General features: G+C 69.0%; 20 protein-coding genes and 1 tRNA gene. 13 read left to right on the top strand and 8 right to left on the bottom strand.

What is annotated here, in order from left to right:
* The first annotated feature begins 3 nt into the window (after window positions 1-3).
* The gene (locus tag ACGFSB_RS15220; RefSeq protein WP_393398657.1) at window positions 4-2,643 is read left to right on the top strand and encodes an ATP-dependent RNA helicase; all 2,640 of its coding nucleotides are present in this window, start codon (window positions 4-6) and stop codon (window positions 2,641-2,643) included.
* Here ACGFSB_RS15220 and ACGFSB_RS15215 read toward each other — a convergent pair.
* The 5 genes from ACGFSB_RS15215 to polA form a co-directional block, all read right to left on the bottom strand.
* Window positions 2,633-3,625, bottom strand: coding sequence for a DUF3068 domain-containing protein (locus tag ACGFSB_RS15215; protein ID WP_393398655.1), 993 nt, complete (start codon window positions 3,623-3,625; stop codon window positions 2,633-2,635). The genes ACGFSB_RS15220 and ACGFSB_RS15215 overlap by 11 nt on opposite strands.
* Window positions 3,626-3,682: 57 nt before the next feature.
* The gene (locus ACGFSB_RS15210) at window positions 3,683-3,817 is read right to left on the bottom strand and encodes an SPW_0924 family protein (protein WP_393398653.1); all 135 of its coding nucleotides are present in this window, start codon (window positions 3,815-3,817) and stop codon (window positions 3,683-3,685) included.
* A gap of 423 nt (window positions 3,818-4,240) precedes the next feature.
* On the bottom strand, window positions 4,241-5,950 hold the full coding sequence (locus ACGFSB_RS15205; protein ID WP_393398651.1) for a lytic transglycosylase domain-containing protein: 1,710 nt from the start codon (window positions 5,948-5,950) through the stop codon (window positions 4,241-4,243).
* Window positions 5,951-6,093: 143 nt separating this feature from the next.
* The gene (locus tag ACGFSB_RS15200; protein ID WP_393398649.1) at window positions 6,094-7,086 is read right to left on the bottom strand and encodes a serine hydrolase; all 993 of its coding nucleotides are present in this window, start codon (window positions 7,084-7,086) and stop codon (window positions 6,094-6,096) included.
* A gap of 160 nt (window positions 7,087-7,246) precedes the next feature.
* Window positions 7,247-9,988, bottom strand: a complete 2,742-nt coding sequence (polA, locus tag ACGFSB_RS15195; RefSeq protein WP_393398647.1) for a DNA polymerase I — start codon at window positions 9,986-9,988, stop codon at window positions 7,247-7,249.
* A gap of 168 nt (window positions 9,989-10,156) precedes the next feature.
* Here polA and ACGFSB_RS15190 point away from each other — a divergent pair, with 168 nt between their 5' ends.
* The 9 genes from ACGFSB_RS15190 to ACGFSB_RS15150 all read left to right on the top strand — a co-directional run bounded on the left by ACGFSB_RS15190 (window position 10,157) and on the right by ACGFSB_RS15150 (window position 20,073).
* Window positions 10,157-12,436, top strand: a complete 2,280-nt coding sequence (locus ACGFSB_RS15190) for an FdhF/YdeP family oxidoreductase (protein WP_393398645.1) — start codon at window positions 10,157-10,159, stop codon at window positions 12,434-12,436.
* Between the two features lie 46 nt (window positions 12,437-12,482).
* Window positions 12,483-12,956, top strand: coding sequence for a PaaI family thioesterase (locus ACGFSB_RS15185; protein WP_393398643.1), 474 nt, complete (start codon window positions 12,483-12,485; stop codon window positions 12,954-12,956).
* A gap of 82 nt (window positions 12,957-13,038) precedes the next feature.
* On the top strand, window positions 13,039-13,437 hold the full coding sequence (locus tag ACGFSB_RS15180; RefSeq protein ID WP_393398641.1) for a hypothetical protein: 399 nt from the start codon (window positions 13,039-13,041) through the stop codon (window positions 13,435-13,437).
* A complete protein-coding gene (locus tag ACGFSB_RS15175) occupies window positions 13,434-14,048 on the top strand; it encodes a Tat pathway signal sequence domain protein (RefSeq protein ID WP_393398639.1) in 615 nt (204 codons plus the stop codon). Before ACGFSB_RS15180 ends, ACGFSB_RS15175 begins: the two co-directional genes overlap by 4 nt.
* Window positions 14,049-14,302: 254 nt before the next feature.
* The gene (locus ACGFSB_RS15170; protein WP_393398637.1) at window positions 14,303-15,550 is read left to right on the top strand and encodes a branched-chain amino acid ABC transporter substrate-binding protein; all 1,248 of its coding nucleotides are present in this window, start codon (window positions 14,303-14,305) and stop codon (window positions 15,548-15,550) included.
* A gap of 154 nt (window positions 15,551-15,704) precedes the next feature.
* Window positions 15,705-16,634: a branched-chain amino acid ABC transporter permease gene (locus tag ACGFSB_RS15165; RefSeq protein WP_393398635.1), complete on the top strand. Its 930-nt coding sequence runs from the start codon at window positions 15,705-15,707 to the stop codon at window positions 16,632-16,634.
* Between the two features lie 5 nt (window positions 16,635-16,639).
* Window positions 16,640-18,487: a branched-chain amino acid ABC transporter permease gene (locus tag ACGFSB_RS15160; RefSeq protein WP_393398633.1), complete on the top strand. Its 1,848-nt coding sequence runs from the start codon at window positions 16,640-16,642 to the stop codon at window positions 18,485-18,487.
* 3 nt (window positions 18,488-18,490) lie between these two features.
* Window positions 18,491-19,357: an ABC transporter ATP-binding protein gene (locus ACGFSB_RS15155; RefSeq protein WP_393398631.1), complete on the top strand. Its 867-nt coding sequence runs from the start codon at window positions 18,491-18,493 to the stop codon at window positions 19,355-19,357.
* A complete protein-coding gene (locus ACGFSB_RS15150) occupies window positions 19,357-20,073 on the top strand; it encodes an ABC transporter ATP-binding protein (protein ID WP_393398629.1) in 717 nt (238 codons plus the stop codon). Before ACGFSB_RS15155 ends, ACGFSB_RS15150 begins: the two co-directional genes overlap by 1 nt.
* A 110-nt stretch (window positions 20,074-20,183) precedes the next feature.
* Here ACGFSB_RS15150 and ACGFSB_RS15145 read toward each other — a convergent pair whose 3' ends face one another.
* Entirely contained in the window at window positions 20,184-20,840 is a 657-nt protein-coding gene (locus ACGFSB_RS15145; protein ID WP_393398627.1) for an ANTAR domain-containing response regulator, read from the bottom strand.
* A 90-nt stretch (window positions 20,841-20,930) separates the two neighbouring features.
* Here ACGFSB_RS15145 and ACGFSB_RS15140 point away from each other — a divergent pair.
* Window positions 20,931-21,017 (top strand) — tRNA-Leu (locus ACGFSB_RS15140).
* Window positions 21,018-21,094: 77 nt separating this feature from the next.
* Window positions 21,095-21,883, top strand: a complete 789-nt coding sequence (locus ACGFSB_RS15135) for a helix-turn-helix domain-containing protein (RefSeq protein ID WP_393398625.1) — start codon at window positions 21,095-21,097, stop codon at window positions 21,881-21,883.
* A 9-nt stretch (window positions 21,884-21,892) separates the two neighbouring features.
* Here the strand turns inward: ACGFSB_RS15135 and pyk are convergent, their stop codons facing one another.
* Window positions 21,893-23,329 (bottom strand): pyruvate kinase, encoded by a 1,437-nt coding sequence (gene pyk, locus ACGFSB_RS15130; protein WP_393398623.1) that lies wholly within the window; start codon window positions 23,327-23,329, stop codon window positions 21,893-21,895.
* 166 nt (window positions 23,330-23,495) lie between these two features.
* Window positions 23,496-24,209 (bottom strand): SIMPL domain-containing protein, encoded by a 714-nt coding sequence (locus tag ACGFSB_RS15125; RefSeq protein WP_393398621.1) that lies wholly within the window; start codon window positions 24,207-24,209, stop codon window positions 23,496-23,498.
* 137 nt (window positions 24,210-24,346) lie between these two features.
* Here ACGFSB_RS15125 and ACGFSB_RS15120 point away from each other — a divergent pair, with 137 nt between their 5' ends.
* Entirely contained in the window at window positions 24,347-26,158 is a 1,812-nt protein-coding gene (locus tag ACGFSB_RS15120) for a bifunctional metallophosphatase/5'-nucleotidase (RefSeq protein WP_393398619.1), read from the top strand.
* Window positions 26,159-26,202 lie beyond the last annotated feature (44 nt).

The following is a 26,202-nucleotide window of genomic DNA, read 5'->3' as shown; positions in this document are numbered from 1 at the left end:
TGCGTGATCCGTCTCCGTAACGACGCCCTGGACCTGCCCGTACGCGGCGCGCTGCCCGCCCTGCGTTCCGCTCTGGAGGGGCCGGGCAGCGCCGTGCTGTGCGCCCCGCCCGGGACGGGCAAGACGACGCTGGTGCCACTGGCCCTCGCCGGGCTGCTCGGGGACACGCCGGCACGTCGTGTGGTGGTCGCGGAGCCCCGGCGCATCGCCGCACGGGCCGCCGCGCGGCGGATGGCGTGGCTGCTCGGCGAGAAGGTCGGGGAGAGCGTCGGGTACACGGTGCGCGGCGAGCGTGTGGTGGGACCTCGCGCGCGCGTGGAGGTCGTCACTACGGGTGTCCTGTTGCAGCGGTTGCAGCGGGACCAGGAACTGACCGGTGTCGATGTGGTGATCATCGACGAGTGCCATGAGCGGCATCTGGACGCGGACACCGTGGCGGCGTTCCTGGTCGATGTGCGGGCCGCGCTCCGGCCCGAGCTGCGCCTTGTCGCCGCGTCCGCGACGACGGACGCGGAGGGGTGGGCGCGCGTCCTCGGGGACGCTCCCGTGGTGGAGGCGCACGGAACCTCGTACCCCGTGGAGGTCGTCTGGACGCCGCCCGTGCGCCCGGTGCGGCCGCCGCACGGGATGCGGGTGGACCCCGCGCTGCTCACGCATGTGGCATCGGTGGTGCGGCGGGCGCTCGCCGAGCGGGACGGGGACGTGCTGTGCTTCCTGCCCGGGGTCGGTGAGATCGCGCGCGTGGCGGGGCAGTTGGGGGACGCGCCCGCCGAGATCCTCCAGGTCCACGGGAGGGCGCCCGCCGCGGTGCAGGACGCGGTCCTCGCGGGCTCGGCGGGAGGCGCGCGCCGGGTGGTCCTCGCGACGTCGGTGGCCGAGTCGTCCCTGACGGTGCCCGGCGTTCGGGTCGTCGTCGACTCGGGGCTCGCGCGTGAGCCGCGCGTCGACCATGCGCGTGGGCTGAGCGCCCTTGCGACGGTACGGGCTTCGCAGGCGGCGGGCCGGCAGCGGGCGGGCCGTGCGGGGCGTGAGGCGCCGGGGGCCGTGTACCGGTGCTGGGCGGAGGCGGAGGACGGGCGCCTGCCGCGCTTTCCGGCGCCGGAGATCAAGCTGGCGGACCTTGCCGCGTTCGCCCTCCAGGCGGCCTGCTGGGGCGATCCTGACGCCTCTGGGCTCGCCCTGCTCGACCCCCCGCCGGGTGGCGCGATGGCGGCGGCGCGGGGCGTCCTGACGGCGGTCGGGGCGGTTTCCCCGGAGTCGGGGCGGGTCACGGAGCGGGGTGCGCGGATGGCGCGGGTCGGGCTGCACCCCCGCCTGGCGCGGGCCCTGCTGGATGCGGCTCCCCTAGTAGGAGCGCGCCGTGCCGCGGAGGTGGTGGCCCTCCTGAGCGAGGAGCCGCCGCGTGAGTACGGGGACGACCTCGCGGCGGCGTGGCGCGCTGCGCGGCGGGGCGCGGACGGATACGCGGCGCGGTGGCGCACGGAGGTACGGCGCCTTACCGCTGCCGCGGGGGCGTCGCCGCCGGGAGCCGGCACACCGCCCCCGGAAGCCGCGGCGCCCGCGCCTCCGGCGCGGAATGGTCAGCTGGGTGGGCGGGAAGAGGGCGGCGCCGCAGCCGGTGGTGGAGCTGGGGGACGGGCGGTACGCGAGGCCGGCGGTGACGACGACCGTGTCGCGGGGCTCGTTGCCGCGCTCGCCTTTCCTGAGCGGGTTGCCCGGCGCGTGGGGGACGGGACGTATCTCATGGTGAACGGGACCCGGGCCGAGGCGCGGCCGGGGTCCGCGCTCACCGGGGCGGAGTGGATCGCCGTGGCTGTCGCCGACCGGCCCGTCGGTGCGGGGCACGCGCGCGTGCTGCTCGGCGGGCACATCGACGAGGGCGTCGCGCGGAGGGCTGCCGCACCGCTGTACCGCGAGGGGGACGAGGTCGCCTGGGCCGACGGTGACCTGGTCGCGCGGCACGTCGAGCGGCTCGGGGCCGTGGAGTTGACGGTGCGGCCTCTCAAGAAGCCCGCCCCCGGTCTCGTACGAGAAGGGCTGCTCGCAGGGCTTCGGGACGAAGGGACCTCGCTCCTGAACTGGTCCCAGAGCGCCCAGGAGCTGCGCGAGCGGCTCGCCTTCCTGCACCTGCATCTCGGAGCGCCCTGGCCCGACGTGTCGGAACGCGCCCTGCACGCGCGCGTGGACGAGTGGCTGGAGCCCGAGCTGTCCAAGGCGCGGCGCCGGGCTGACCTGCGGCGCATCGACGCGGGGCAGGCACTCAACCGGCTGCTGCCCTGGGCGACCGGGGAGGCCACGCGCCTCGACGCGCTCGCTCCCGAGCGCGTTGCGGTACCCAGTGGGTCCAGGATCCGGATCGACTATGCCGACCCCGAACAGCCGGTACTCGCCGTGAAGTTGCAGGAGATGTTCGGGCTCGCCGAGACCCCCCGGATCGCGGGCGGCGAAGTGCCGCTGCTCGTGCACCTGCTGTCGCCCGCGGGGCGCCCCGCCGCCGTCACCGCCGATCTGGCGTCCTTCTGGCGGGACGGCTACCGGGCCGTACGGGCCGAACTGCGCGGGCGGTACCCGAAGCATCCGTGGCCGGAGGATCCGGCGGCGGCGCAGCCCACGCGGTTCACGAACGCGCGCCTCAGGCGTTGACCGGCTCCGGCTCGGGCGCCGCCGTGGGCTCCGGATCCCCGGGCCTGCGGCTGCGGGCCTCGAGCCAGAGGGAGAGCGCGAGCAGGAGCAGGCCGAGGCCCAGGAAGCCCCAGGGCAGATAGGACGTCAGGAGGAGCACCAGGACGCGCTGGGACTTCACCAGGTCGACCGTGCTCCTGATGTAGTCCTCGCGCATCTTCACGTGGCCTTCGAACACGGTGACCTTGTCGCGTCCGCCGAGGAGCGTGCCGCCGCGCAGCTCGTTGTTCTGGATCTCCTCGCCGTAGACCGGCGCCCCGGTGGTCGGGTCGACCCAGAACTTGCGGACCGTGGTGTACCAGCGTGTGGTGCCCGTCTTGTCGAGGGACTCCGGAGTGATGCCCTTGACCGGCATGGTCTTGGGGAAGGGCACCTTGGTCCAGGGGATGGTCTGCTCGAAGTAGTAGACCTTGACGCCGCGGAACGTCTGCGTGCCCTTGTAGTGGATGGGTTTCGTGACGCGGGCCTGGGCGTCGAAGTACTCGTAGTCCCGCTTCTCGGTCAGGAAGGGCCACTTGAACTCGATGCCCTCACGCTTGACCGGGTCCCCGTCGACCGTCGACCCCTTCGCGTTCACCGGTTCCTGGCTGTGCGCGTCGAAGATGTAGCGCTCGGGGATCTTGGAGACCATCTTGCCGTCGGCGTCCTGGACGTAGGAGAGGGCGTCCCAGACGACGACGTCACGGTCCGCGCTCTTCTCGACCTTCTCCGAAGCCTCCACATTGCCCTTGAGGGTCTGCACGATGGTGACCTTGTCGACCTTCTTGGCCCGCATCGAGCCGTAGTCGATGAGCGTCGGGTTCTTCGCCTCGAGGACCGCCTCCTGATACTGGTTCGGCGGGATCTTGGCGAGGCGCGGGAACGCGTACCAGCGCATCAGCGGGGACATCGCCGCGAAGAACACGGCGAAGGCGAGCAGGATCAGGCTGGCCTTGCGGCGCATCGCGGCGGCCCTCCCTACGAAGACGGGCGGTTGACGGTCATGGGTGCTTGGGGGCTGTCATGGGTGCTTGGGGACGGTCGTGAGAAGCGGTTTCGGCGATGTCTCGCCGGGCGGGGCTCCGATCGCCGTGATCGTCAGGATCAGGGCGAAGGCGACGGCAAGACCGGTCGCGGCGGCGATGAGAGCGCGCATGCGGATCCTCCCGAGGCGGGAATGCTGATGGCGTCGAGGACGCCGACCATTAACTGACAGGTCGTCAGGGCTGGGGCACCGTAGCAACGCGGCGGCGAGATGAGAACACGTTGCACACACAAGGAACGCCCCTGCGCCGGGTGGGCGCAGGGGCGTTGCTCGCGAGACATGAGCGGGACGTACGTACGTGGCGTACGTACGTCCCGTACGTGCGGGGCGTGGTGCGTGCGGCTAGGGCCCTTCTGATGGATCTCCGTGGGAGAAGGAGCGGCGTTCGGTGCGTGCGCTGGGGGTCCCCCTGCTCGAAGAGCTTGGGGGAGCGCGGTGTGAAGGGTCATGTGGCGGAGCCACCTGTCCCTTCACACCGTGCGTTGAGGGTGCGTGCCGGGCGTCGCGACACCGCGGAGATCCATCAGAAGCGCCCTAGGCCGCTGGGGCCGTCGCCGCAGCCGCCACCTTCAGTTCGACCGTGAGCGTCGCGCCACCCGCGGTGCTGATGCGCAGCAGATACGTGCCCGCCGCGTCGTCCGCGTACATCTTCGGGAGCTTGAGCATGCCGTTCGCGTCCGTCTTCAGGGTCTTGAGCGTGCGGACCGGTTTGCCGTCCGCGTCCTTGAAGTAGGGGCCCTTGTCATTGGCCGTCGGGTTCGCCGCCGACTTGATCATGGTGGCGGAGGCCGCTACACGGTCGGCTGCCGCTCCCTTGTACGTCGCCTTGACCTCCACCTGGTCGGCGAACTCCTTGCCCGGCTCGCAGGTCAGCGCCTTGTCGCTGGTCCTGGCGAGGGCGTCGGCCTGGCGTGCGCCGACCGTCGCCGTGTAGTCGAGGCCGGGCAGCGAACGGCCGACGACCGTGGCGCGCACCGTGAACTCGCCCGTCTTCTCGCCCGCCTTGAGCACCGGAGCGGTGGCCTTGCCGGTGGCGCTCGTGGTGACGGTCGCGCTGGTGGCGCCGCCCGGGAAGCGTGCGTCGGTATCACCGACGATCGCGAACTTCACCTTGGCCTTGGCCACGGACGAGCCCGACGCGGACTCCGTGCGCACCGCGACGCGCGCGGCGAAGGCGTCGCCCGCCGTCGCGGAGAGCTTCCCGGTGCCGGCGTCCTCCAGGCTCGCGACCCGGTCGGTGGGCGAGGGGGTGGGGGTGGGGTCGGGGCTCTCGGAGCCGCCACCGCTCGGCGGCGTGGACGGCGACGGGCTGCCGCTGCCACCGCCGCTGCCGGGCCCGGACGGCTTGCCACCGGGCTTGGACGGCTTCGTCGACGGCGAACCGGACGCCCCCGGCGTCGGGCTCGGACTCGGACTCGCGCCCGGGGTGTCGCTGCGGTCGTCCGGCAGGATGCCCTTGCCGTCGGGAACCTCGTGGGTGCCCTTGCGGTAGTACTCCAGCCACGACAGGACCGTGTTCAGGTAGGCCGTCGAGTGGTTGTAGCTCAGGATCGCCTTGTGCAGATCGCCCTCTACGGACAAGTCGCGGTCACTCGCGCAGAGATAACGGCCCGCGGCGAGCGCGGCGTCGTAGACGTTGTTCGGGTCCTTCTTGCCGTCCGCGTTGCCGTCCTGCGCCCAGGTGTCCCACGTCGAGGGGATGAACTGCATGGGGCCGACCGCGCGGTCGTGCGTCGTGTCGTTGTCGTACGCGCCGTTGTCGGTGTCGGTGATCTTCGCGAAGCCGTTGCCGTTGAGGACGGGGCCGAGGATCGGCGTGAGCGTCGTGCCGTTCGCGTCCACGCGACCGCCACGCGCCTGGCCGGACTCGACCTTGCCTATCGCGGCGAGCAGCTGCCAGGGGAGGTTGCAGCCCGGTTTGGAGGTGGCGAGGGACGCCTCGGCCTTCTTGTACGCGTCGAGGACGGTCGCCGGGAGGCCCGCTTCGGCCTCGTCGGTCCCGCCGCTCGGCGCACCGGTCGGCGGGACCGGGGTGTTCAGGGGCGGCAGGTCGGTGTAGTAGGGGGAGTTGCCGGTCGCGGAGTCCTCGGCCGGTGGCGTGGCGCCGGAGGCCCCCGCCCGCTCGTCGCGAGGGACGTCCGTCACGCCCGGGGCCTGGGACGCCGCGAGCGCCGCCACCGCCGCCGCGGCCACCGCTGTGGTCACCGCTCCCCTGCGCAACCGCCTGCCGAATACCGCCGCCATGACCGTAAGCCCCTCCCCTTGACGACTGTGCCTGTCGACGCCCGCTCTGTTGTGCTCCCCGTTGTGCTTGCGCTCCCCAGCGGGCCGACTCAGGCGACACTACGACAACTTGTGGCGCCCAGGCACCCGTTCGTGCCCGATTTTCACCGGTTGGCCGAGTCCTGTTCGGATGAGGCTTCGGGCGGGGCTTCGGGCGGGACCGAGCCGTCGGACACTTCGCTGATCTCGTTCTCCGGCGTGGACTCCTGCCCTGCGACACGGCCCTTGTTGAGAGCGCGGTGCACGGCCTGCGCGACGCGTTCGATGGTACGGACTCCGTACTTCATCGTGGGGTTGTCGTGGGAGAGGACGACGATGCGATAGGTGCGGTTGCGGTCGGGCCCCGGTCCAGGTCCGGTGAACGCGCCGATGCTGTGCACCCGCCAGCCGTGTGTGGACCGGGGCAGCCAGCCGTTCTTGAGGTAGGCCTTGGTGCCGCGCGGCATCCCGGCGGGCACGCCCCAGCGCTGGTCGCGCCGCACCTCGTTCAGCTGCTTCAGGCCGTACGCGCGTGAGCTCGGGCTCAGCAGGGCGCGGGCCCTGGCTCCGGTGAGGACGCCGAGCAGGCGGAGCTGGTCGGCCGCGCCGGTGCGGGTCAGGCCCCACAGGCCGTAGGGGTTGAGCGTGGTGGCGGTGGTGCCTGCCCGGTCCAGGAAGCGGGCGACGTAGGGCTGTCCCAGGTCGTCCCAGAGGCGGCGGGCCGCGGTGTTGTCGGAGCGGGTGATCATGGGGCGGATCTTGCGGCGCTCCCAGGCGGTGAGTCCGCGGCCCCAGTCCTGGGCGCGGCGGAGGGCGGCCTCCATGATCATGACCTTGGCGATGCTCGCGGTGTCGTAGCGGTGACTGCTGCCGAGGGCGCAGCTGAGCCCCGTTGCGGGGTCGTGGACGGCTACGGAGACGGTGCCTCGCCTGGCGGCGAGGGCCGCGCGGATGTCGCGGGACAGCTGGGTGGCGAGGGCGGGGTCCCGGAGGGCTGTGCAGGGAGCCGCGCGTTTCGCTGCGCTGGCTGTGGCCGCCGTTGCGGGTAGTGGGGTGAGCAGGGTGGTGGCTAGTGCCGTAGCTATTGCTATTCGGTACTTCCGCAGGTGAGAGGCCATGCGGTCATCGTGACGGGGGTGGCTTTGCGGGGCTCGGGGGCGGGGGCCACGTGGGTGAGAGCGGGGGTCCTCCTCAAACTCTCCCAAGCTCTTAAAGAGCAGGGGCCCCCAGACGGGCACAGACGGGCTGGATACAGATCCAGCCCGTCCGGCGCGGCCGCTAGTGCGCCGCCGACTCCCAGTCGTCCCCCACGCCCACCGACACATCCAGCGAAGCCCGAAGCGTCACCGCTCCCGCCATCTCCTCGCGGACCAGCTTCTCGACCTTCTCGCGCTCCCCCGGGGCGATCTCCAGGACGATTTCGTCGTGAACCTGGAGCAACATGCGCGACTTCAGTTTCGCCTTCGTCAGGGCCGTGTCGACGTTCAGCATGGCGATCTTGACGATGTCCGCCGCCGTGCCCTGGATGGGGGCGTTCAGGGCCATCCGCTCTGCCATCTCGCGGCGCTGGCGGTTGTCGCTGTTGAGGTCGGGGAGGTAGCGACGGCGACCCAGCATCGTCTCGGTGTAGCCCGTCGCGCGGGCCTCGTCGACGGCTCGGCGCAGGTAGTCGCGTACACCGCCGAACCGCTCGAAGTAGGTGTCCATCAGCGCACGGGCCTCGCCCGCCTCGATGTTCAGCTGCTGGGAGAGGCCGAACGCCGAGAGGCCGTACGCCAGGCCGTACGACATGGCCTTGATCTTGCGGCGCATCTCGGCGTCGACGGCGGAACGCTCCACGCCGAACACCTGGGATGCCACGGTCGTGTGCAGGTCCTCGCCGGACGTGAACGCCTCGAGGAGGCCTTCGTCCTCGGAGAGGTGCGCCATCACGCGGAGCTCGATCTGGCTGTAGTCCGCGGTCATGAGGGACTCGAAGCCCTCGCCGACCACGAAACCGCGGCGGATCGCGCGGCCCTCGTCCGTGCGGACCGGGATGTTCTGCAGGTTCGGGTCCGTGGAGGACAGACGGCCCGTCGCCGCGACCGTCTGATTGAAGGTGGTGTGGATGCGGTTGTCCGCGGCGATCGCCTTGGTCAGGCCCTCGACCGTGACGCGGAGCTTCGCCTGCTCACGGTGGCGGAGCATGATGACCGGCAGTTCGTTCTCGGTCTGGGCGGCGAGCCAGGCGAGCGCGTCCGCGTCCGTGGTGTACCCGGTCTTGGTCTTCTTCGTCTTGGGGAGGTTCAGCTCTCCGAAGAGGACTTCCTGGAGCTGCTTGGGCGAGCCGAGGTTGAACTCGTGCCCGGCCGCCTCGTGCGCCTCCTTCACCGCCTGCTGCACCGCACCCGCGAACTGCTGCTCCATCGCCTCGAGATGGGTGCGGTCCGCCGCGATGCCGTGCCGCTCCAGGCGGGCCAGGAGGATGGACGTCGGCAGTTCGATGTCCTTCAGGAGATCGCCGGCGCCGACCTCCTGGAGCTTCTCGCCGAAGGCCGTGCCCAGGTCGAGGATGGTGCGGGCCTGCGACATCAGCGCGTCGGCCTCGGCCTGGTCGTCCTCTTCTGTACCGAAGGCGAGCTGTCCGTCGGCCTCACCGGCGGGTGCCAGCTCGCGGCCCAGATATTCGAGGGACAGGGCGTCGAGGGCGAAGGAGCGGCGGCCCGGCTTGACCAGGTACGCGGCGAGGGCGGTGTCCATGGCGACGCCGCCGACCGTCCAGCCGTGCTCCGGGAAGACCCGCATCGTGGCCTTGGCGTTGTGCAGGACCTTGGGCTTGGCGGGGTCGGAGATCCAGGCCGCGAACGCGTTCTCGTCGGCCTCGTCCAGGCGGGACGGGTCGAACCAGGCCGCGGCTCCCCCGGCCGCCGCGAGCGCCACCTCGGTCACCGAGCCCGTGCCCAGCTGCCAGGTGTCGACCGTGGCCACGCCGAGGACCGCATTGCCGTGCTCGGCGAGCCACGGCGCGAGCTCACCCGCGCCGATCACCGTGCCGTCGAGCTCCACGCCGGGCTCGGCCGGGGTCTGCTCGGCCTCCTCCGCGCCGGGGTCGACGGCGAGGAGGCGCTCGCGCAGCGAGGGGTTGCGGATCTCCAGGGTGTCGAGGACCAGGGCGAGGGTCGTGCGGTCGTACGGAGCGCGCTCCAAGTCGGTGACCCCCTTGGGGAGTTCGACGTCGCGCACCATCTCCGTGAGGCGGCGGTTCAGCTTCACCGCGTCCAGGTGGTCGCGGAAGTTCTGCCCGGCCTTGCCCTTGACCTCTTCGGCGCGCTCCACGAGGTCCGCGAAGGAACCGAACTGGTTGATCCACTTCGCGGCGGTCTTCTCACCGACGCCGGGGATGCCGGGGAGGTTGTCCGACGGGTCGCCGCGCAGGGCCGCGAAGTCGGGATACTGGCTGGGCGTAAGGCCGTACTTCTCCTCGACCTTCTCCGGGGTGAAGCGCGTCAGCTCGGAGACGCCCTTCGTCGGATACAGCACCGTCACGTGGTCGGTGATCAGCTGGAAGGAGTCGCGGTCGCCGGTGACGATCAGGACGTCGAAACCGGCCTCCTCCGCCTGGGTGGCGAGCGTGGCGATGACGTCGTCCGCCTCGAAGCCGTCCACCGCGAAGCGCACCGCGTGCATCGCGTCGAGCACCTCGCCGATCAGCTCGACCTGGCCCTTGAACTCGTCAGGGGTCTTGGAGCGGTTCGCCTTGTACTCCGGGAACTCCTCTGAGCGCCACGTCTTGCGCGAGACGTCGAAGGCCACCGCGAAGTGCGTGGGCGCCTCGTCGCGCAGGGTGTTCGCCAGCATCGACGCGAAGCCGTAGATCGCGTTCGTCGGCTGGCCCGTCGCCGTCGTGAAATTCTCCGCGGGCAGCGCGAAGAACGCCCGGTAGGCCAGGGAGTGCCCGTCCATGAGGAGCAGGCGCGGACGCTGCTCGCCATTCGGCTTCGTCGCGGTCTCGGACTTCTTCTTCGCTGCTTTTTCTGCCACGTCCCCGATCCTGCCACGCCCCACTGACACTCAGGCCCAGCGCTCACCCGCGGCCGGGCCACGACTCCACCCGCGAACAGGCCACGACCTCACCCGCCACGGCGCTGTCACCGGCGCGTGGGAGGATCGAAGACGTAGTTCACGCACGTGCTCGAAGGGGAGCCGACCATGGCAAGGAAGTCACCGAAGGGTGATCCGGTCCAGGACGCACCGCAGGTCGCGGAGGCGCAGCACGCCGCGGCGGGCCTTCCCGCCATCGGGCACACCCTGCGCATGGCCCAGCAGCAGATGGGCGTGCGCCGCACGGCGCTGACCCTGCTGCGGGTCAATCAGAAGGACGGCTTCGACTGCCCCGGCTGTGCCTGGCCCGAGCCGGAGCACCGGCACAAGGCGGAGTTCTGTGAGAACGGCGCGAAGGCGGTCGCCGAGGAAGCCACCCTCCGCCGCGTCACCCCCGACTTCTTCGCCGCGCACCCCGTGGCCGACCTCGCCACCCGCAGTGGGTACTGGCTGGGACAGCAGGGCCGCCTCACCCACCCGATGTATCTGGCGGAGGGTGCCGAGCGCTATGAAGCCGTGCCCTGGGAGCGAGCCTTCGACATCATCGCCGAGGAACTGGCCGCCCTGGACAGCCCGGACGAGTCCGTTTATTACACATCCGGGCGCACCAGCAACGAAGCGGCGTTCCTGTACCAGTTGTTCGCGCGTGAGCTGGGCACGAACAATCTGCCCGACTGTTCGAACATGTGCCATGAGTCCTCGGGGTCGGCGCTCACCGAGACCATCGGGGTCGGCAAGGGCAGTGTCCTCCTGGAAGACCTCTACAAGTCCGACCTGATCATCGTCGCCGGTCAGAACCCGGGCACGAACCACCCGCGGATGCTCTCCGCCCTGGAGAAGGCGAAGAACAACGGCGCGAAGATCATCACGGTCAATCCGCTGCCCGAGGCGGGCATGGAGCGCTTCAAGAACCCGCAGACCCCGCAGGGCATGGTCAAGGGCACCGCGCTGACCGATCTCTTCCTGCAGATCCGGCTCGGCGGTGACCAGGCCCTGTTCCGTCTCCTGAACAAGCTCATCCTGGAGACCGAGGGAGCGGTCGACGAGGAGTTCGTCCGGGAACACACTCACGGGTACGAGGAGTTCACCGAGGCCGCGCGCACAGCCGACTGGGACGAGACCCTCGCGGCGACCGGCCTCGGCCGCGAGCGCATCGAGGAAGCCCTCGCCATGGTCCTCGCCTCGAAGCGCACCGTCGTGTGCTGGGCGATGGGCCTGACCCAGCACAAGCACGCCGTGCCGACGATCCGCGAGGTCGTCAACTTCCTTCTGCTGCGCGGCAACATCGGCCGTCCGGGCGCGGGCGTGTGCCCGGTGCGCGGGCACTCCAATGTGCAGGGCGACCGCACGATGGGCATCTTCGAGCGGCCCGCGCCCGCCTTCCTCGACGCCCTGGAGAAGGAGTTCGGCTTCGCGCCGCCGCGCGAGCACGGCCTGGACGTCGTCCGCGCGATCAGGGCGCTGCGGGACGGCGACGCGAAGGTGTTCTTCGCGATGGGCGGCAATTTCGTCGCGGCCTCGCCGGACACGGAGGTGACGGAGGCGGCGATGCGCAAGGCCCGTCTGACCGTGCACGTGTCGACGAAGCTGAACCGCTCGCACGCCGTCACGGGCGCGCGGGCGCTGATCCTGCCGACGCTCGGCCGTACGGAGCGGGACCTCCAAGGTGGCGGAGAGCAGTTCGTGACCGTCGAGGACTCCATGGGCATGGTGCACGCATCGCGGGGCCGTCTGGAGCCCGCGAGCCCTCATCTGCTGTCTGAGCCCGCCATCGTGTGCCGACTCGCCCGCCGCGTCCTCGGCCACGAATCGGCCACGCCCTGGGAGGAGTTCGAGAAGGACTACGCGACGGTGCGCGACCGCATCGCGCGGGTGATCCCCGGCTTCGAGGACTTCAACGCCAAGGTGGCGGACCCTGCGGGCTTCGCCCTGCCGCATGCCCCGCGCGACGAGCGCCGCTTCCCCACGGCCACCGGAAAGGCCAACTTCACCGCGGCGCCCGTCGAGTTCCCCGACCTGCCGAAGGGCCGTCTTCTGTTGCAGACCCTGCGCTCGCACGACCAGTACAACACCACGATCTACGGCCTGGACGACCGCTATCGGGGCATCAAGAACGGCCGCAGGGTCGTCCTGGTCAACCCCGATGACGCCCGTGAGCTGAGCCTCGCCGAGGGGTCGTACGCGGACCTCGTGAGCGAGTGGAAGGACGGCGTCGAGCGCCGCGCGCCCGGCTTCCGGATCGTGCACTATCCGACGGCCCGGGGCTGCGCCGCGGCGTACTACCCGGAGACGAACGTGCTGATCCCGCTGGACGCGACCGCCGACACCAGCAACACCCCCGCCAGCAAGTCTGTCGTCGTACGCCTGGAACAATCAGGGACCGACTGAGCGTTCGCTCAGCGACAGGTGAGGACGACGAACGGAGCCGGGCCCCATGGGCGAGCAGCACAGCGTGAAGTTCCCGCAAGAGGTCATCGATGAGTACGCGGCGCTCGGCATGGACCTGCCCGCGCTCTTCTCCGCGGGTGACCTGGGGACCCGGATGGGCGTCCAGATCGTCGAGGCCTCCGCCGAGCGCGTCGTCGGCACCATGCCGGTCGAGGGCAACACCCAGCCGTACGGCCTGCTGCACGGCGGCGCGTCCGCCGTCCTCGCCGAGACCCTCGGCTCGGTCGGCTCGATGCTGCACGGCGGGAGCAAGAAGCTCGCCGTCGGCGTCGACCTGAACTGCACGCATCACCGCGGCGCGCGCTCGGGCCTGGTCACCGGCGTGGCGACGCCCGTGCACCGGGGCCGCTCCACGGCGACGTACGAGATCGTGATCACCGACGAGCAGGACAAGCGGGTGTGCACGGCGCGCCTCACCTGCCTGCTGCGGGACCTGGAGCCCAACGACTCCGCCGGATAAGGCGGTTGAGGGCGGGCGCACCCTCGCGGGTTCAGGCGCCCCACGCATTGTCGGAGCGGCGGACCCGGTCTAGCTTCTGTGCATGAGGCACCGGAAACAGCTCTGTGCGCTCGCCCTCGCCACCTTCCTGGCCACCACCGCCGGTGTCACCGGATGCGGGAGCTCCCCTTCCACCGACGCCCACAGCAAGACTCCCGCCCCCTCCCCCGCCACGACTTCCCCCGAGGACCTCTGCACCACCCTCATCGTCAAATGGGGGCGGCAGATCTACGACTCGGACAAGGAGACGTACGGCGACTACCAGTCGATGGGCCTCTCCAACGGGCAGTACGCGATCCTGCGCGACACCCTCGACCTGGCACGCGCCGAGCGCAAACGCCACGGCGCCGCCGCCGGGCGGGAGTTGATCGCCGAGCAGGCCCGTGAGCGGTGCGAGAAGCGCTACCGCGGCGGCGGTCCGAGCGGCGGGCCGTGGGTGTGAACGCCATCGGCCCGATCGAGCCGGGCGACGACACCTACAGGGCCTACGAGGACCAGGCCGCCGTCCACCCCGTGAGACCCCGTCCGCCCCTCACCCGGCACCGCCGCACCGCCCTGGCCCTCGCCGCCGCGGCGGTCATCGGTGCCGCCGGGCTCACGCTCTATCTGACGCGCCCCAGACCCCCCGCACCGCCGCCCCCGCTCTATCCGTCGCAGACCGTGTCCGTGACGTACGAGGGCGGGATGACGCATCCACGGGCCGGTGATGCCACGTTCAGCTTCGACATCAGCCTCGTACAGGCCTCGGGGCCGCCGGTGTCCGTCAGGCGGATCGGCCAGCCATCAGCGGCGCTTTCGGTCACCGTGGCCCCCCATACCCCATTCACGGTGAAAAAGGGAACCCCCAGAACGGCACGCATCACCATGCACATTCGCGAATGTGGAAAAGTGCCACGGAATGCCGGACTCCCTTTCCTGGACGTAACCCTGCGTAATGTGCGCGCAATGCAGACGCAGAGCTTCATCCTCGGATCGGCGTACGCGAAAGATCTTTCCGAGGCCCTGACAGGCGCATGCCCCCCGAACACTGATGTCATGAGTAAAACACCCTGACAGTCCTGCAAGTTCTCACCATGCGGGATGCGCCGAAGGGTACGTATTCCGCCACAACCGCCCCTCGAGTTCCAGCACGGAATACTCCGTGGCATAACAAGAGCGTCACACCTTTGCCCGGCCACTCCACCAGGAACAAAGCGGCCCTTAGAGTCACGGCCAGTCACCGCGCCCACCGGATTCCTGTCAGTTCGGTTCCGCGCTCGACTCGGCCACCCAACAAGGGACGGCCGTGCCAGGGGAAAGGACTGATCGTGCGTCAACGTTCGCTCATAGCCATCACCGCTGCACTCACCGCGGGGGCACTCACCCTCACCGCCTGTGGCTCACGCGACGACAAGGACAAGGATGACGCCGGGGGCGGCGGAACCACCGTCGTCATCGGCGTCGACGCGCCGCTGACCGGCGACCTGTCCGCGCTGGGCCTCGGTATCCGCAACTCCGTGGATCTCGCCGCCAAGCAGGCCAACGAGAAGAAGTACGTCGACGGCATCACCTTCAAGGTGGAGCCCGCCGACGACCAGGGGCAGCCCGCGTCGGGCCAGACCAACGCGACCAAGTTCGTCGCGAACAAGGAAATCCTCGGCGCCGTCGGCCCTCTGAACTCCTCCGTCGGCGAGTCGATGCAGAAGGTCTTCGACGACGCGAAGCTCGTCCAGGTCTCCCCCGCCAACACCAACCCGGCCATGACCCAGGGCCAGGACTGGAACGGCGGCAAGAAGGTTCGCCCGTACAAGGCCTACTTCCGTACGGCCACCACGGACGCCGTCCAGGGACCGTTCGCGGCGCAGTACCTGTACAACTCGGCCAAGAAGAAGAAGGTCTTCGTCGTCGACGACAAGAAGACCTACGGCGCCGGTCTGGCCGCCACCTTCAAGGACGAGTTCACCAAGCTCGGCGGCAAGGTCGCCGGCACCGAGCACGTGAACCCGGACACCAAGGACTTCGGCGCCGTCGCCACCAAGATCAAGAACTCTGACGCCGACGTCGTCTACTACGGCGGCGAGTACCCCGCGGCAGGCCCGCTCAGCAAGCAGATGAAGAAGGCAGGTGCCAAGATCCCGCTCGTCGGCGGTGACGGCATCTACAGCGCCGACTTCGTCAAGCTCGCGGGCGCGCAGGGCAAGGGCGACATGGCCACCTCGATCGGCCAGCCCGTCGAGGACCTGCCGTCGGCCAAGGAGTTCATCGCGAACTACAAGAAGGCCGGCTACAAGGAGGCCTACGAGGCCTACGGCGGCTACTCGTACGACTCGGCCTGGTCGATCATCGAAGCGGTCAAGAAGGTCGTCGACGACAACGACGGCAAGCTGCCCGACGATGCTCGCGCCAAGATCGTCGAGGCCATGCAGGGCGTCTCGTTCGACGGTGTGACCGGCAAGGTCGCCTTCGACAAGTACGGCGACGCGACCAACAAGCAACTCACCGTGTACGAGGTCAAGTCCACCGAGGACCCGGCCAAGGGCTGGAAGCCAGTCAAGTCCGGCACCTTCACCGGCTGATCCACCCCGCAGCCCACGACACCACCGCGCGGGTCGCTGCCTCTGACAGCGCCCCGCGCGGCGTCGCATCCGTCACCTAAGCCGTTCGGCCACCGCGAGGCCCACCACCCCCGCACGCAGGCCGCACGACACCGAAAGACTCGGAGGACCTGCGGTGCACGAACTGCCGCAACAGCTGGTCAACGGCCTGCTACTGGGATCCATGTACGGCCTGATCGCCATCGGCTACACAATGGTCTACGGCATCGTCCAGCTCATCAACTTCGCCCATGGCGAGATCTTCATGGTCGGCGGCTTCGGCGCCCTCACCGTCTGGCTCTGGCTGCCGGGCGGCACCAGCATGTGGCTCGCCCTGCCGCTGATGCTCATAGGTGCCGTGATCGTCTCGACCCTCATCGCGGTCGGAGCCGAACGCTTCGCCTACCGCCCGTTGCGCGGCGCACCACGCCTCGCACCCCTCATCACCGCCATCGGCCTCTCGCTCGCCCTGCAGCAGGCCGTCTGGGCCTGGTACCCCAACGCGAAGTCGTCCCGCACCTTCCCCGAGATACCCGGCGACTCCATCCACCTGGGCTCCGTCACCATCCAGCCCGGCGACATCTTCCTGCTGATCACCGCACCGATCTGCATGTTCGCCCTCGGCTGGTTCGTGATGAAGACCCGCGTCGGACGCGGTATGCAGGCCACCGCGCAGGACCCCGACACCGCCAAGCTCATGGGTGTCAACACCGACCGCGTCATCGTCGTGGCCTTCGCGATCGGCGCCGCCTTCGCCGGTATCGCCGCCGTCGCCTACGGCTTCCGCTACGGAGAAGTCCAGTTCCGCATGGGCTTCCTCTGGGGCCTCAAGGCCTTCACCGCGGCCGTGCTCGGAGGCATCGGCAACATCTACGGCGCGATGATCGGCGGCCTCGTCCTCGGCATCGCCGAAGCCATGGCCACTGCCTACATGAACGACATCCCCGGCATGGGCCAGCTCGGCGGGCAGTCCTGGGCCGACGTCTGGGCCTTCGTACTCCTCATCGTCGTACTCCTCGTCAGGCCACAAGGGCTCCTTGGCGAACGCGTCGCGGACAGGGCGTGACAACCATGACCACACAGACCACCGCGGCCGACGCGCCGAACCCCAAGCAGGACCACAGCACTCCCACCGGTCTCCTCCCCATCCCCGTGGGCCCCGCCCGCGCACTGGCCACCGGTGGCGGCGCCCTCACCATCATCTCCGCGTTCCTCGCCTGGACCTGGACCGCGGCATTCCCCGGCGACCTCACCGTCTACGGCTACCCCGGCGGCCTCCAGGTCCTCGTCCTGATCGCCGGAGCCCTCACGACGCTCCTGGGCCTTGCCTCGTACGGCGTCAAGGGCGTGCGCGCCATCGCCCCCGGCGGAGCCGACGCGGCGCTGAAGTACGCGGCGCTCGCCGCCTTCGCCACCACCTGGTACACGATCCTCTCGATCAGCTACCAGCTCGGCGGTCTCGCCAACCTCGAGCCCGGCGGCTGGGTCGCCGCCGTCGCAACCCTGGCGGCCTTCGCCGGCGCCCTCGCCCTGCCCTTCCAGCGGCCGCACACCTACGCGGTCGACCCCGAGGACAGCGGCAGCGAGCAGTTCAAGCACCGCGCGCGCAACGCGATGACCATCTTCAAGGGCGCCTTCGCCGCCGAGGCCCCGCCCACGCCGCGCAAGCTGTCCAGCTACGTCGAGATCCTCATCATCATCGCCGCACTCGCCACGGGCCTCCTGGTCTTCACCTACGGCATCGGCACCGAGTACGACGAGCTCTTCATCGGCTTCCTGGTCACCGTCGCGTTCTGCTTCGCGGCGCTGACCAAGGCGGGGCTCGTCGCCCAGGTCTCCACGTACACCACGCGGCACCGCAACATCACGCTCATCGGCGCCTTCATCGCCGCCGCCGCGTTCCCGTTCACGCAGAGCGACGACCAGTACGCCACCATCGGCGTGTACATCCTGATCTTCGCGACCGTGGCGCTCGGCCTGAACATCGTCGTCGGCCTCGCGGGGCTCCTCGACCTCGGATACGTCGCCTTCCTCGGCGTCGGCGCCTACGCGGCGTCCATGGTCTCCGGATCGCCGTCCTCGCCCTTCGATGTCCATCTGCCGTTCTGGGGCGCGATCCTGGTCGGCGCGGGCGCGTCACTCGTCTTCGGTGTGCTCATCGGCGCCCCGACACTGCGGCTGCGCGGCGACTACCTCGCCATCGTCACCCTCGGCTTCGGAGAGATCTTCCGGCTCGTCGCGATGAACTCCGACGGCACGTCGGGGCCCGACATCACGAACGGCTCGAACGGCATCTCCTCGATCCCGAACCTCAAGATCCTCGGGTTCGACCTGGGCGTCGAGCACAGCATCGGCGGCTTCACCATCGGCCGCTTCGCGAACTACTTCTTCCTGATGCTGCTCATCACCCTCGTCGTCGTCCTCGTCTTCCGGCGCAGCGGCGACTCCCGCATCGGGCGCGCCTGGGTCGCCATCCGCGAGGACGAGACCGCGGCGCTCGCCATGGGCATCAACGGCTTCCGCGTGAAGCTCATCGCCTTCGCACTCGGCGCCTCGCTCGCCGGATTCGCGGGCACGGTGCAGGCGCACGTCACCTACACGGTCACCCCCGAGCAGTACCAGTTCGCCAACACGGTCCCGCCCAACTCGGCGTTCCTGCTCGCAGCGGTCGTACTCGGCGGCATGGGCACCATCAGCGGACCGCTCGTCGGCGCGGCGCTGCTCTACCTCATCCCGAGCAAGCTGTCATTCCTCGGCGACTACCAGCTCTTCGCCTTCGGCCTCGCACTGGTGCTCCTCATGCGCTTCCGCCCCGAGGGCCTCATCCCCAACCGCCGCCGCCAGCTCGAGTTCCACGAGGCCAAGCTGAGTCCCGGCGACACGCCGCCACCCACAGTCCTCAGCAAGACAGGGGCCTGAGCCATGACCACCGACACCACCACAAGCAAGGACAGCGCCGCCGCTTCACCGGCCGGAGAGACTGTCCTCGACGCCCGGGGCGTCACGATGCGCTTCGGCGGCCTGACCGCCGTGCGCTCCGTCGACCTCACCGTCAACAGCGGCGAGATCGTCGGCCTCATCGGCCCCAACGGCGCCGGCAAGACCACCTTCTTCAACTGCCTCACCGGCCTCTACATCCCCACCGAGGGCGAAGTCCGGTACAAGGGCAAGGTCCTGCCCAGCAAGTCGTTCAAGGTCACCGCGGCCGGCGTGGCACGCACCTTCCAGAACATCCGTCTCTTCGCCAACATGACGGTCCTGGAGAACGTCCTCGTCGGGCGCCACACGCGTACGAAGGAAGGCCTCTGGTCGGCCCTCCTGCGCGGCCCCGGCTTCCACAAGGCCGAGGCCAAGTCCAAGGCCCGCGCCCTGGAGCTCCTGGAGTTCGTCGGCCTCGCCGAGAAGGCGGAACACCTCTCCCGCAATCTGCCCTACGGCGAGCAGCGCAAGCTGGAGATCGCCAGGGCCCTCGCGAGCGAGCCCGGCCTGCTCCTCCTGGACGAGCCGACCGCGGGCATGAACCCGCAGGAGACCCGCGCCACCGAGGAACTCGTCCTCGCCATCCGGGACATGGGCATCGCCGTACTCGTCATCGAGCACGACATGCGCTTCATCTTCAACCTGTGCGACCGCGTGGCCGTACTCGTCCAGGGCGAGAAACTCGTCGAGGGCGACAGCGAGACCGTCCAGCAGGACGACCGCGTCATCGCCGCCTACCTGGGCGAGCCCTTCGAAGGAGCCCCCGACAGCAGCACGGAGGACCGTCCGGGCCACGAGGAGAACAGCTGATGACCGCACTGCTCGAGGTCGAGGACCTCAAAGTCGCCTACGGCAAGATCGAAGCCGTCAAAGGCATCTCTTTCAAGGTCGAGGCCGGCGAGGTCGTCACCCTGATCGGCACGAACGGCGCAGGCAAGACCACCACGCTGCGCACCCTCTCCGGCCTGCTCAAACCGGTCGGCGGCACCATCAAATTCGATGGAAAACCGCTGCGGAAATACCGCGCCGACCAGATCGTCGCACTCGGCCTGGCCCACTCTCCCGAGGGCCGGCACATCTTCCCGCGCATGACGATCGAAAACAATCTGCGCCTCGGCGCATATCTGCGCAGCGACAAGGCCGCCATCGAAAAGGACATCGCGCGAGCCTATGAGCTCTTCCCCATTCTCGGGGAACGCAGAAAGCAGGCGGCGGGCACGCTCTCCGGCGGCGAACAGCAAATGCTCGCCATGGGGCGCGCCCTCATGTCCCAGCCGAAACTGCTGATGCTCGACGAGCCCTCCATGGGCCTTTCGCCGATCATGATGCAGAAGATCATGGCGACCATCGCCGAGCTCAAGTCCAACGGCACGACCATCCTGCTCGTCGAGCAGAACGCCCAGGCCGCGCTCTCGCTCGCCGACCACGGTCATGTCATGGAGGTCGGCAAGATCGTCCTGTCCGGGACAGGGCACAACCTGCTGCACGACGAGTCCGTGCGGAAGGCGTACCTCGGAGAGGACTGAGCACTTCCTCCAGGCATACGAGACTCCAGGTGTACGAGAAGGCCCGCACCCCCGGCTTCGGGGTGCGGGCCTTCTCGTATGCGAATCGGGGGCGGTTACCGCCCCTTCGACTACTGCCCCTTCGACGCCTTCTTCTCGTCGGCGTCCTCGATGACCGCCTCCGCGACCTGCTGCATCGAAAGGCGCCGGTCCATCGACGTCTTCTGGATCCAGCGGAACGCGGCGGGCTCCGTCAGGCCGTACTCGGTCTGCAGGATCGATTTCGCGCGGTCCACCAGCTTCCGCGTCTCCAGGCGCAGGGTGAGGTCCGCGACCTCGCTCTCCAGCGTCTTGAGCTCCGTGTAGCGCGAGACGGCCATCTCGATGGCGGGCACCACGTCGGTCTTGCTGAAGGGCTTGACCAGGTACGCCATCGCGCCGGCGTCCCTGGCCCGCTCGACCAGGTCACGCTGCGAGAACGCGGTCAGCATGAGCACCGGGGCGATGCTCTCCTCGGCGATCTTCTCGGCCGCCGAGATGCCGTCCATGACGGGCATCTTCACGTCCAGGATCACCAGGTCCGGCTTGTGCTCGCGGGCCAGCTCGACGGCCTTCTCACCGTCACCGGCCTCGCCTACGACGGTGTAACCCTCTTCCTCGAGCATCTCCTTGAGGTCGAGCCGGATGAGAGCCTCGTCCTCGGCGATGACGACACGGGTCGTCAGCGGAGGCACGTGCGACTTGTCGTCGTCATCGGCTACGGGCTGGGGCGACTCGGGGGAAGTCACGGGGGCTCCTTGATCAGGGCAGGTGCACTGCCCTCGCAGCCTACCTAGCTGCGAGGCTGCGCGGTGACCCGGTACACTCTGGGGAGCCCAGCCGGGTTGGCGGAATCGGTTTACGCGGATGTCTCAAACACATCTGTCCGAAAGGACATACGGGTTCGAATCCCGTACCCGGCACCAGAAAGCGGAGGTTCACGTTCTCGTGGACCTCCGCTTCTTGCTACTCTCGGCCACGATCAGTGCCACAGAGTGGCCGCATGAACTTCCACGGCACAGAGGTACGACAGAGGGCACTGACGCTGCTCCGAGGCGGCACGAGGAACGCAGAGGTCGCCCGTCGGTTAGATGTCCCCGTCGGTACCGTGGGCTACTGGCTGCACATGGACCGCGCCAAGCGGGGCGAGTGTCCGGGCCGACCCGACCCCGAGTGTCCGCGGTGCGACGGGCGCCTGCTCGACGAGGCCGCCTACTCGTACCTGCTGGGGCTCTACCTCGGGGACGGGCACATCATCCAGTACTCGGGCCACCGCGTCCCCAGCCTCATGATCACCTGCACCGAGTCGTGGCCTGGCCTCATGGACTCCTGCGAGCAGGCCATGCGCGACGTCTTCCCCGACAATTCCGTCTGCCGGGTCCGCAGGACCGGTTGCCGCAACGTCAAGGTCTACTCAAACCACCTGTGGTGCATGTTCCCGCAGCACGGAGCGGGCCGGAAGCACGAACGCCGGATCATCCTGGAGCCGTGGCAGCAAGAGATCGTCGACGCCCACCCATGGGACTTCGTCCGTGGTCTCATCCACTCCGACGGGTGCCGGAACATCAACTGGACGACCCGTCTGGTCAGTGGTGAGCGCAAGCGCTACGAGTATCCCCGGTACTGGTTCACCAACGTCTCGGACGACATCCGGAGGCTCTACACGGACACTCTCGACAAACTCGGCGTCGAGTGGAAGCACTGCACCCGCCACGGCAACCCGTACAACATCTCAGTAGCCCGCAAAGCCTCAGTAGCCCTCATGGACGCCCACGTAGGCCCCAAGTACTGACGGAACCGCCTACTTGGGGCTGTCGTCCTCGCCGATGTGGTGGATGCGTACGAGGTTGGTGGAGCCCGCGACTCCGGGCGGGGACCCCGCCGTGATGACCACGACGTCGCCCCTCTCGCAGCGTCCGCTCTTCAGGAGCAGCTCGTCGACCTGGTTGACCATGGCATCGGTCGAGTCCACGTGCGGGCCGAGCAGGGTCTCCACTCCCCAGGTGAGGTTCAGCTGCGAGCGCGTCGCCCGGTCCGGGGTGAAGGCGAGGAGCGGGATCGGTGAGCGGTAGCGGGAGAGGCGGCGGACCGTGTCGCCGGACTGGGTGAAGGCGACGAGGAACTTGGCGCCCAGGAAGTCGCCCATCTCGGCGGCGGCGCGGGCGACGGCTCCGCCCTGTGTGCGGGGTTTGTTCCGCTCGGTCAGCGGCGGGAGGCCCTTGGCGAGGATGTCCTCCTCCGCGGCCTCGACGATGCGGCCCATCGTGCGGACCGTCTCGATCGGATACTTGCCGACGCTGGTCTCGCCGGAGAGCATCACCGCGTCCGTGCCGTCGATGACGGCGTTCGCGACGTCCGACGCCTCCGCGCGCGTGGGGCGGGAGTTGTCGATCATCGAGTCGAGCATCTGGGTGGCGACGATGACCGGCTTCGCGTTCCGCTTGGCGAGCTTGATGGCGCGCTTCTGGACGATCGGCACCTGCTCGAGGGGCATCTCGACGCCCAGGTCGCCGCGGGCGACCATGATCGCGTCGAAGGCGGCGACGATGTCGTCGATGTTCTCTACGGCCTGCGGCTTCTCCACCTTGGCGATGACGGGGAGGCGGCGGCCCTCCTCGTCCATGATGCGGTGGACGGCCTCGATGTCGCGTCCGCTGCGGACGAAGGACAGGGCGATGACGTCGAACCCTGAACGCAGGGCCCAGCGGAGGTCCGCCTCGTCCTTGTCGGAGAGCGCGGGGACGGAGACGGCGACGCCGGGGAGGTTGAGCCCCTTGTGGTCGGAGACCATGCCGCCTTCGACCACGGTGGTGGTGACGCGGGGACCATCGACCGCGGTGACCTCCAGGGTCACTTTGCCGTCGTCGACGAGGATGCGTTCACCGGCGGTGACGTCTCCGGCGAGGCCGCTGTACGTGGTGCCGCAGGTCTGGCGGTCGCCCTCGATGCCCTCTTCGACGGTGATGGTGAACTCGTCGCCCCGTTCAAGGAGTACAGGGCCTTCACTGAAGCGACCGAGGCGGATCTTCGGGCCTTGAAGGTCGGCGAGGATGCCGACGCTGCGGCCGGTCTCGTCGGAAGCCTTCCGTACCCGCTGGTATCGCTCCTCGTGCTCGGCGTACGTGCCATGACTCAGGTTGAATCGGGCCACGTCCATTCCGGCTTCGACCAGTGCCTTGATCTGGTCGTACGAGTCGGTGGCGGGGCCCAGGGTGCAGACGATTTTTGCTCGGCGCATGTTTCGAGCCTAGGCCTTACCGGCCGGTAGAGAATTGGCTGGGCATGACTACTCAACAACCTTTGTGTGAAAGGTTATTGACAAGTGTTGAATTGGGCGGGGCGCTGCTCTGATGAGCGATCTACCGGACGCCCCGCGGTGTCGAGCCCTTCCGTGGCTCCGGTGGCTACAGCTGCGGCGGTGTCATCGTGAAGCGTGCGTTGACCTGTGCGTAGACGTGTTGCCGCTCGGGTTCGAGGTCCAGGGGCGCGGCTTCCTGGCCCATGTCGGCCGCGCCTCCGTACGCGACGGTGCGCATGGCGGGTGTCGGGCCTCCGTAGCCGTACGGCTGGGCGTTCTCGGCGCCGATGTCGGCGAGCTCGACGAGGGCGGCGAGGCCGGTCCCGAGCGCCTCCGCGTACTCCCGACCCCGCTGCACCGCTTCCCTGACCGCCTGTTGGCGAGCCTGACGATGCGTGGGCGAGTCGGGCCGCAGGGCCCAGTAAGGACCGTCGACGCGGGTGAGGTCGAGGTCCGCGAGGCGCGTGGTGAGCTCGCCGAGCGCGGTGAAGTCGGTGAGTTCGGCGGTGATGTGGACCCGGCCGTGGTAGGCGCGGACGCGTTCGCCGCGGCCGTGCTTGGTCAGTTCGGGGCTGATGGAGAAGGCGCCGGTCTCCAGCTTCTCGACGGACTCGCCGTACGTCTTGACGAGGTCGATGACGCTGGCGTTGCGGCGCGTGAGGTCGTTCAGGGCGTCGCGCCGGTCGGTGCCGCGCGCGCTGACGGTGATGCCGATGCGGGCAATCTCGGGATCGACTTCGAGATGCGCCTCGCCCTTGACGGCCAGGCGCGGTGAGTCCGGGGTGCCGAAAGGGGCCGCGGTGGGGGTGGTCTCGTCCATGCGGCCACTCTCGCACTGGGCGGCGGCACCGGACAGTCATCGGATCGAAACCTGCGGGGTCTGTTGCCGGTGGGGTGGTCGGGGTCAGAATCTACGCGCGTTACATCGGTCGACCAAAGGTCCAAGGGGAGTACGAAATGCCGCTGAACCGCCGGAAGTTCCTGGGCAAGTCCGCAGCCACGGGCGTGGGCGTGGCGCTCGCGGGTGGTGCGGCCGCCGCGCCGGCCGAGGCCCAGGTCCAGGTCCAGGGGAAGCCCGCCAAGCGGAAGAAGCGGTACTCGTTCACCGTCATGGGCACGACGGACCTGCACGGCAATGTCTTCAACTGGGACTACTTCACGGACAAGGAGTTCGACGACAAGGACCACAACGACGTGGGCCTGGCGAAGATCTCCACCCTCGTGAACGAGATCCGCGAGGAGAGAGGCCGCCGCAACACGCTCCTCATCGACGCGGGCGACACCATCCAGGGCACCCAGCTCTCGTACTACTACGCCAAGATCGACCCGATCACCGCCGAGCACGGCCCGGTCCATCCGATGGCCCAGGCGATGAACCGCATCGGCTACGACGCCGCGGCGCTCGGCAATCACGAGTTCAACTACGGCATTCCGGTCCTGCGGAAGTTCGAGGAGCAGTGCGAGTTCCCACTGCTCGGTGCGAACGCGCTCGACGCGAAGACGCAGAAGCCCGCTTTCCCGCCGTACTTCATGAAGCGCGTGCGCACCCCGCACGGCCGCGATGTGAAGGTGGCGGTCCTCGGCCTGACCAACCCCGGCATCGCCATCTGGGACAAGGCGAACGTCCAGGGCAAGATGACGTTCCCGGGTCTGGAGGAGCAGGCGGCGAAGTGGGTGCCGAAGCTGCGGTCCATGGGCGCGGACGTCGTGATCGTCTCGGCGCACTCGGGTTCGAGCGGCACGTCCTCGTACGGTGACCAGCTTCCGTACATCGAGAACGCGGCGGGTCTGGTGGCCGAGCAGGTGCCCGGCATCGACGCGATCCTGGTCGGTCACGCGCACACGGAGATCCCCGAGTACTTCGTGGAGAACAAGGAGACCGGCAAGAAGGTCGTCCTGTCCGAGCCGCTGAAGTGGGGTCAGCGGCTCACGCTCTTCGATTTCGACCTGGTGTGGTCGAAAGGCCGCTGGACGGTGGAGAAGGTCGGCGCGAAGGTCCTCAACTCCAATACGGCAGCGGAGGACAAGAAGGTCACCAGGCTCCTCGCGGACGAGCACAAGAAGGTCGTCGCGTACGTCAACCAGGTCATCGGCACATCGACGCAGGCGATGAGCACGGCCGAAGGCCCGTACAAGGATGTCGCGATCATCGACCTGATCAGCCATGTCCAGGCGGAGACGGTCAAGGAGGCGCTCAAGGGCGGCCAGTACGCGGCGCTCCCCGTGCTGTCGCAGGCGTCGTGCTTCTCGCGTACGGCGGGCATCCCCGCGGGCGAGGTGACCATCAAGGACGCGGCGGGGCTCTACCCGTTCGAGAACACCCTGGAGGCGCGGCTCGTCACGGGCGCGCAGCTCAAGGACTATCTGGAGTTCTCGGCGCGCTACTACGTCCAGACGGCGGCGGGCGCCCCGGTGGACCCGGCGAAGCTGACGAACGCGGACAACACGCCGGACTACAACTACGACGCGCTGTACGGCGTGACGTACGAGATCGACATCGCCAAGCCGGCCGGTTCGCGTATCGCGAAGCTGAGCTTCGACGGCAAGGACATCGATCCGAAGGCCGAGTTCGTGCTGGCGGTCAACAACTACCGCGCGAGCGGCGGCGGCAACTTCCCGCATGTGCCGGGTGCCAAGCAGCTGTGGGCGAACTCGGACGAGATCCGGAACACGATCATCCAGTGGGTGCAGGCGAAGGGGACGGTCGACCCGGCCCAGTTCGCGTCGGTGGACTGGAAGCTGACCCGGGACGGGACTCCGGTGTTCTGAGACGGCACTCCGGTGTTCTGACACGACCACGGGCCGTGCTTGCT

Origin of the sequence: Streptomyces sp. NPDC048441 (assembly GCF_043200235.1) — a bacterium.
Taxonomy (GTDB): domain Bacteria; phylum Actinomycetota; class Actinomycetes; order Streptomycetales; family Streptomycetaceae; genus Streptomyces.
Note: the sequence above shows the minus strand (reverse complement) of the source record. Positions and strands in the feature narration are given on the sequence as shown.

Coding starts and splice junctions, on each gene's coding strand:
- ACGFSB_RS15215 (WP_393398655.1), bottom strand. CDS start 3,625: ATGCGCCGCAAGGCCAGCCTGATCCTGCTCGCCTTCGCCGTGTTCTTC.
- ACGFSB_RS15210 (WP_393398653.1), bottom strand. CDS start 3,817: ATGCGCGCTCTCATCGCCGCCGCGACCGGTCTTGCCGTCGCCTTCGCC.
- ACGFSB_RS15205 (WP_393398651.1), bottom strand. CDS start 5,950: ATGGCGGCGGTATTCGGCAGGCGGTTGCGCAGGGGAGCGGTGACCACA.
- ACGFSB_RS15200 (WP_393398649.1), bottom strand. CDS start 7,086: ATGGCCTCTCACCTGCGGAAGTACCGAATAGCAATAGCTACGGCACTA.
- ACGFSB_RS15190 (WP_393398645.1), top strand. CDS start 10,157: ATGGCAAGGAAGTCACCGAAGGGTGATCCGGTCCAGGACGCACCGCAG.
- ACGFSB_RS15185 (WP_393398643.1), top strand. CDS start 12,483: ATGGGCGAGCAGCACAGCGTGAAGTTCCCGCAAGAGGTCATCGATGAG.
- ACGFSB_RS15180 (WP_393398641.1), top strand. CDS start 13,039: ATGAGGCACCGGAAACAGCTCTGTGCGCTCGCCCTCGCCACCTTCCTG.
- ACGFSB_RS15160 (WP_393398633.1), top strand. CDS start 16,640: ATGACCACACAGACCACCGCGGCCGACGCGCCGAACCCCAAGCAGGAC.
- ACGFSB_RS15155 (WP_393398631.1), top strand. CDS start 18,491: ATGACCACCGACACCACCACAAGCAAGGACAGCGCCGCCGCTTCACCG.
- ACGFSB_RS15150 (WP_393398629.1), top strand. CDS start 19,357: ATGACCGCACTGCTCGAGGTCGAGGACCTCAAAGTCGCCTACGGCAAG.
- ACGFSB_RS15135 (WP_393398625.1), top strand. CDS start 21,095: ATGAACTTCCACGGCACAGAGGTACGACAGAGGGCACTGACGCTGCTC.
- pyk (WP_393398623.1), bottom strand. CDS start 23,329: ATGCGCCGAGCAAAAATCGTCTGCACCCTGGGCCCCGCCACCGACTCG.
- ACGFSB_RS15125 (WP_393398621.1), bottom strand. CDS start 24,209: ATGGACGAGACCACCCCCACCGCGGCCCCTTTCGGCACCCCGGACTCA.
- ACGFSB_RS15120 (WP_393398619.1), top strand. CDS start 24,347: ATGCCGCTGAACCGCCGGAAGTTCCTGGGCAAGTCCGCAGCCACGGGC.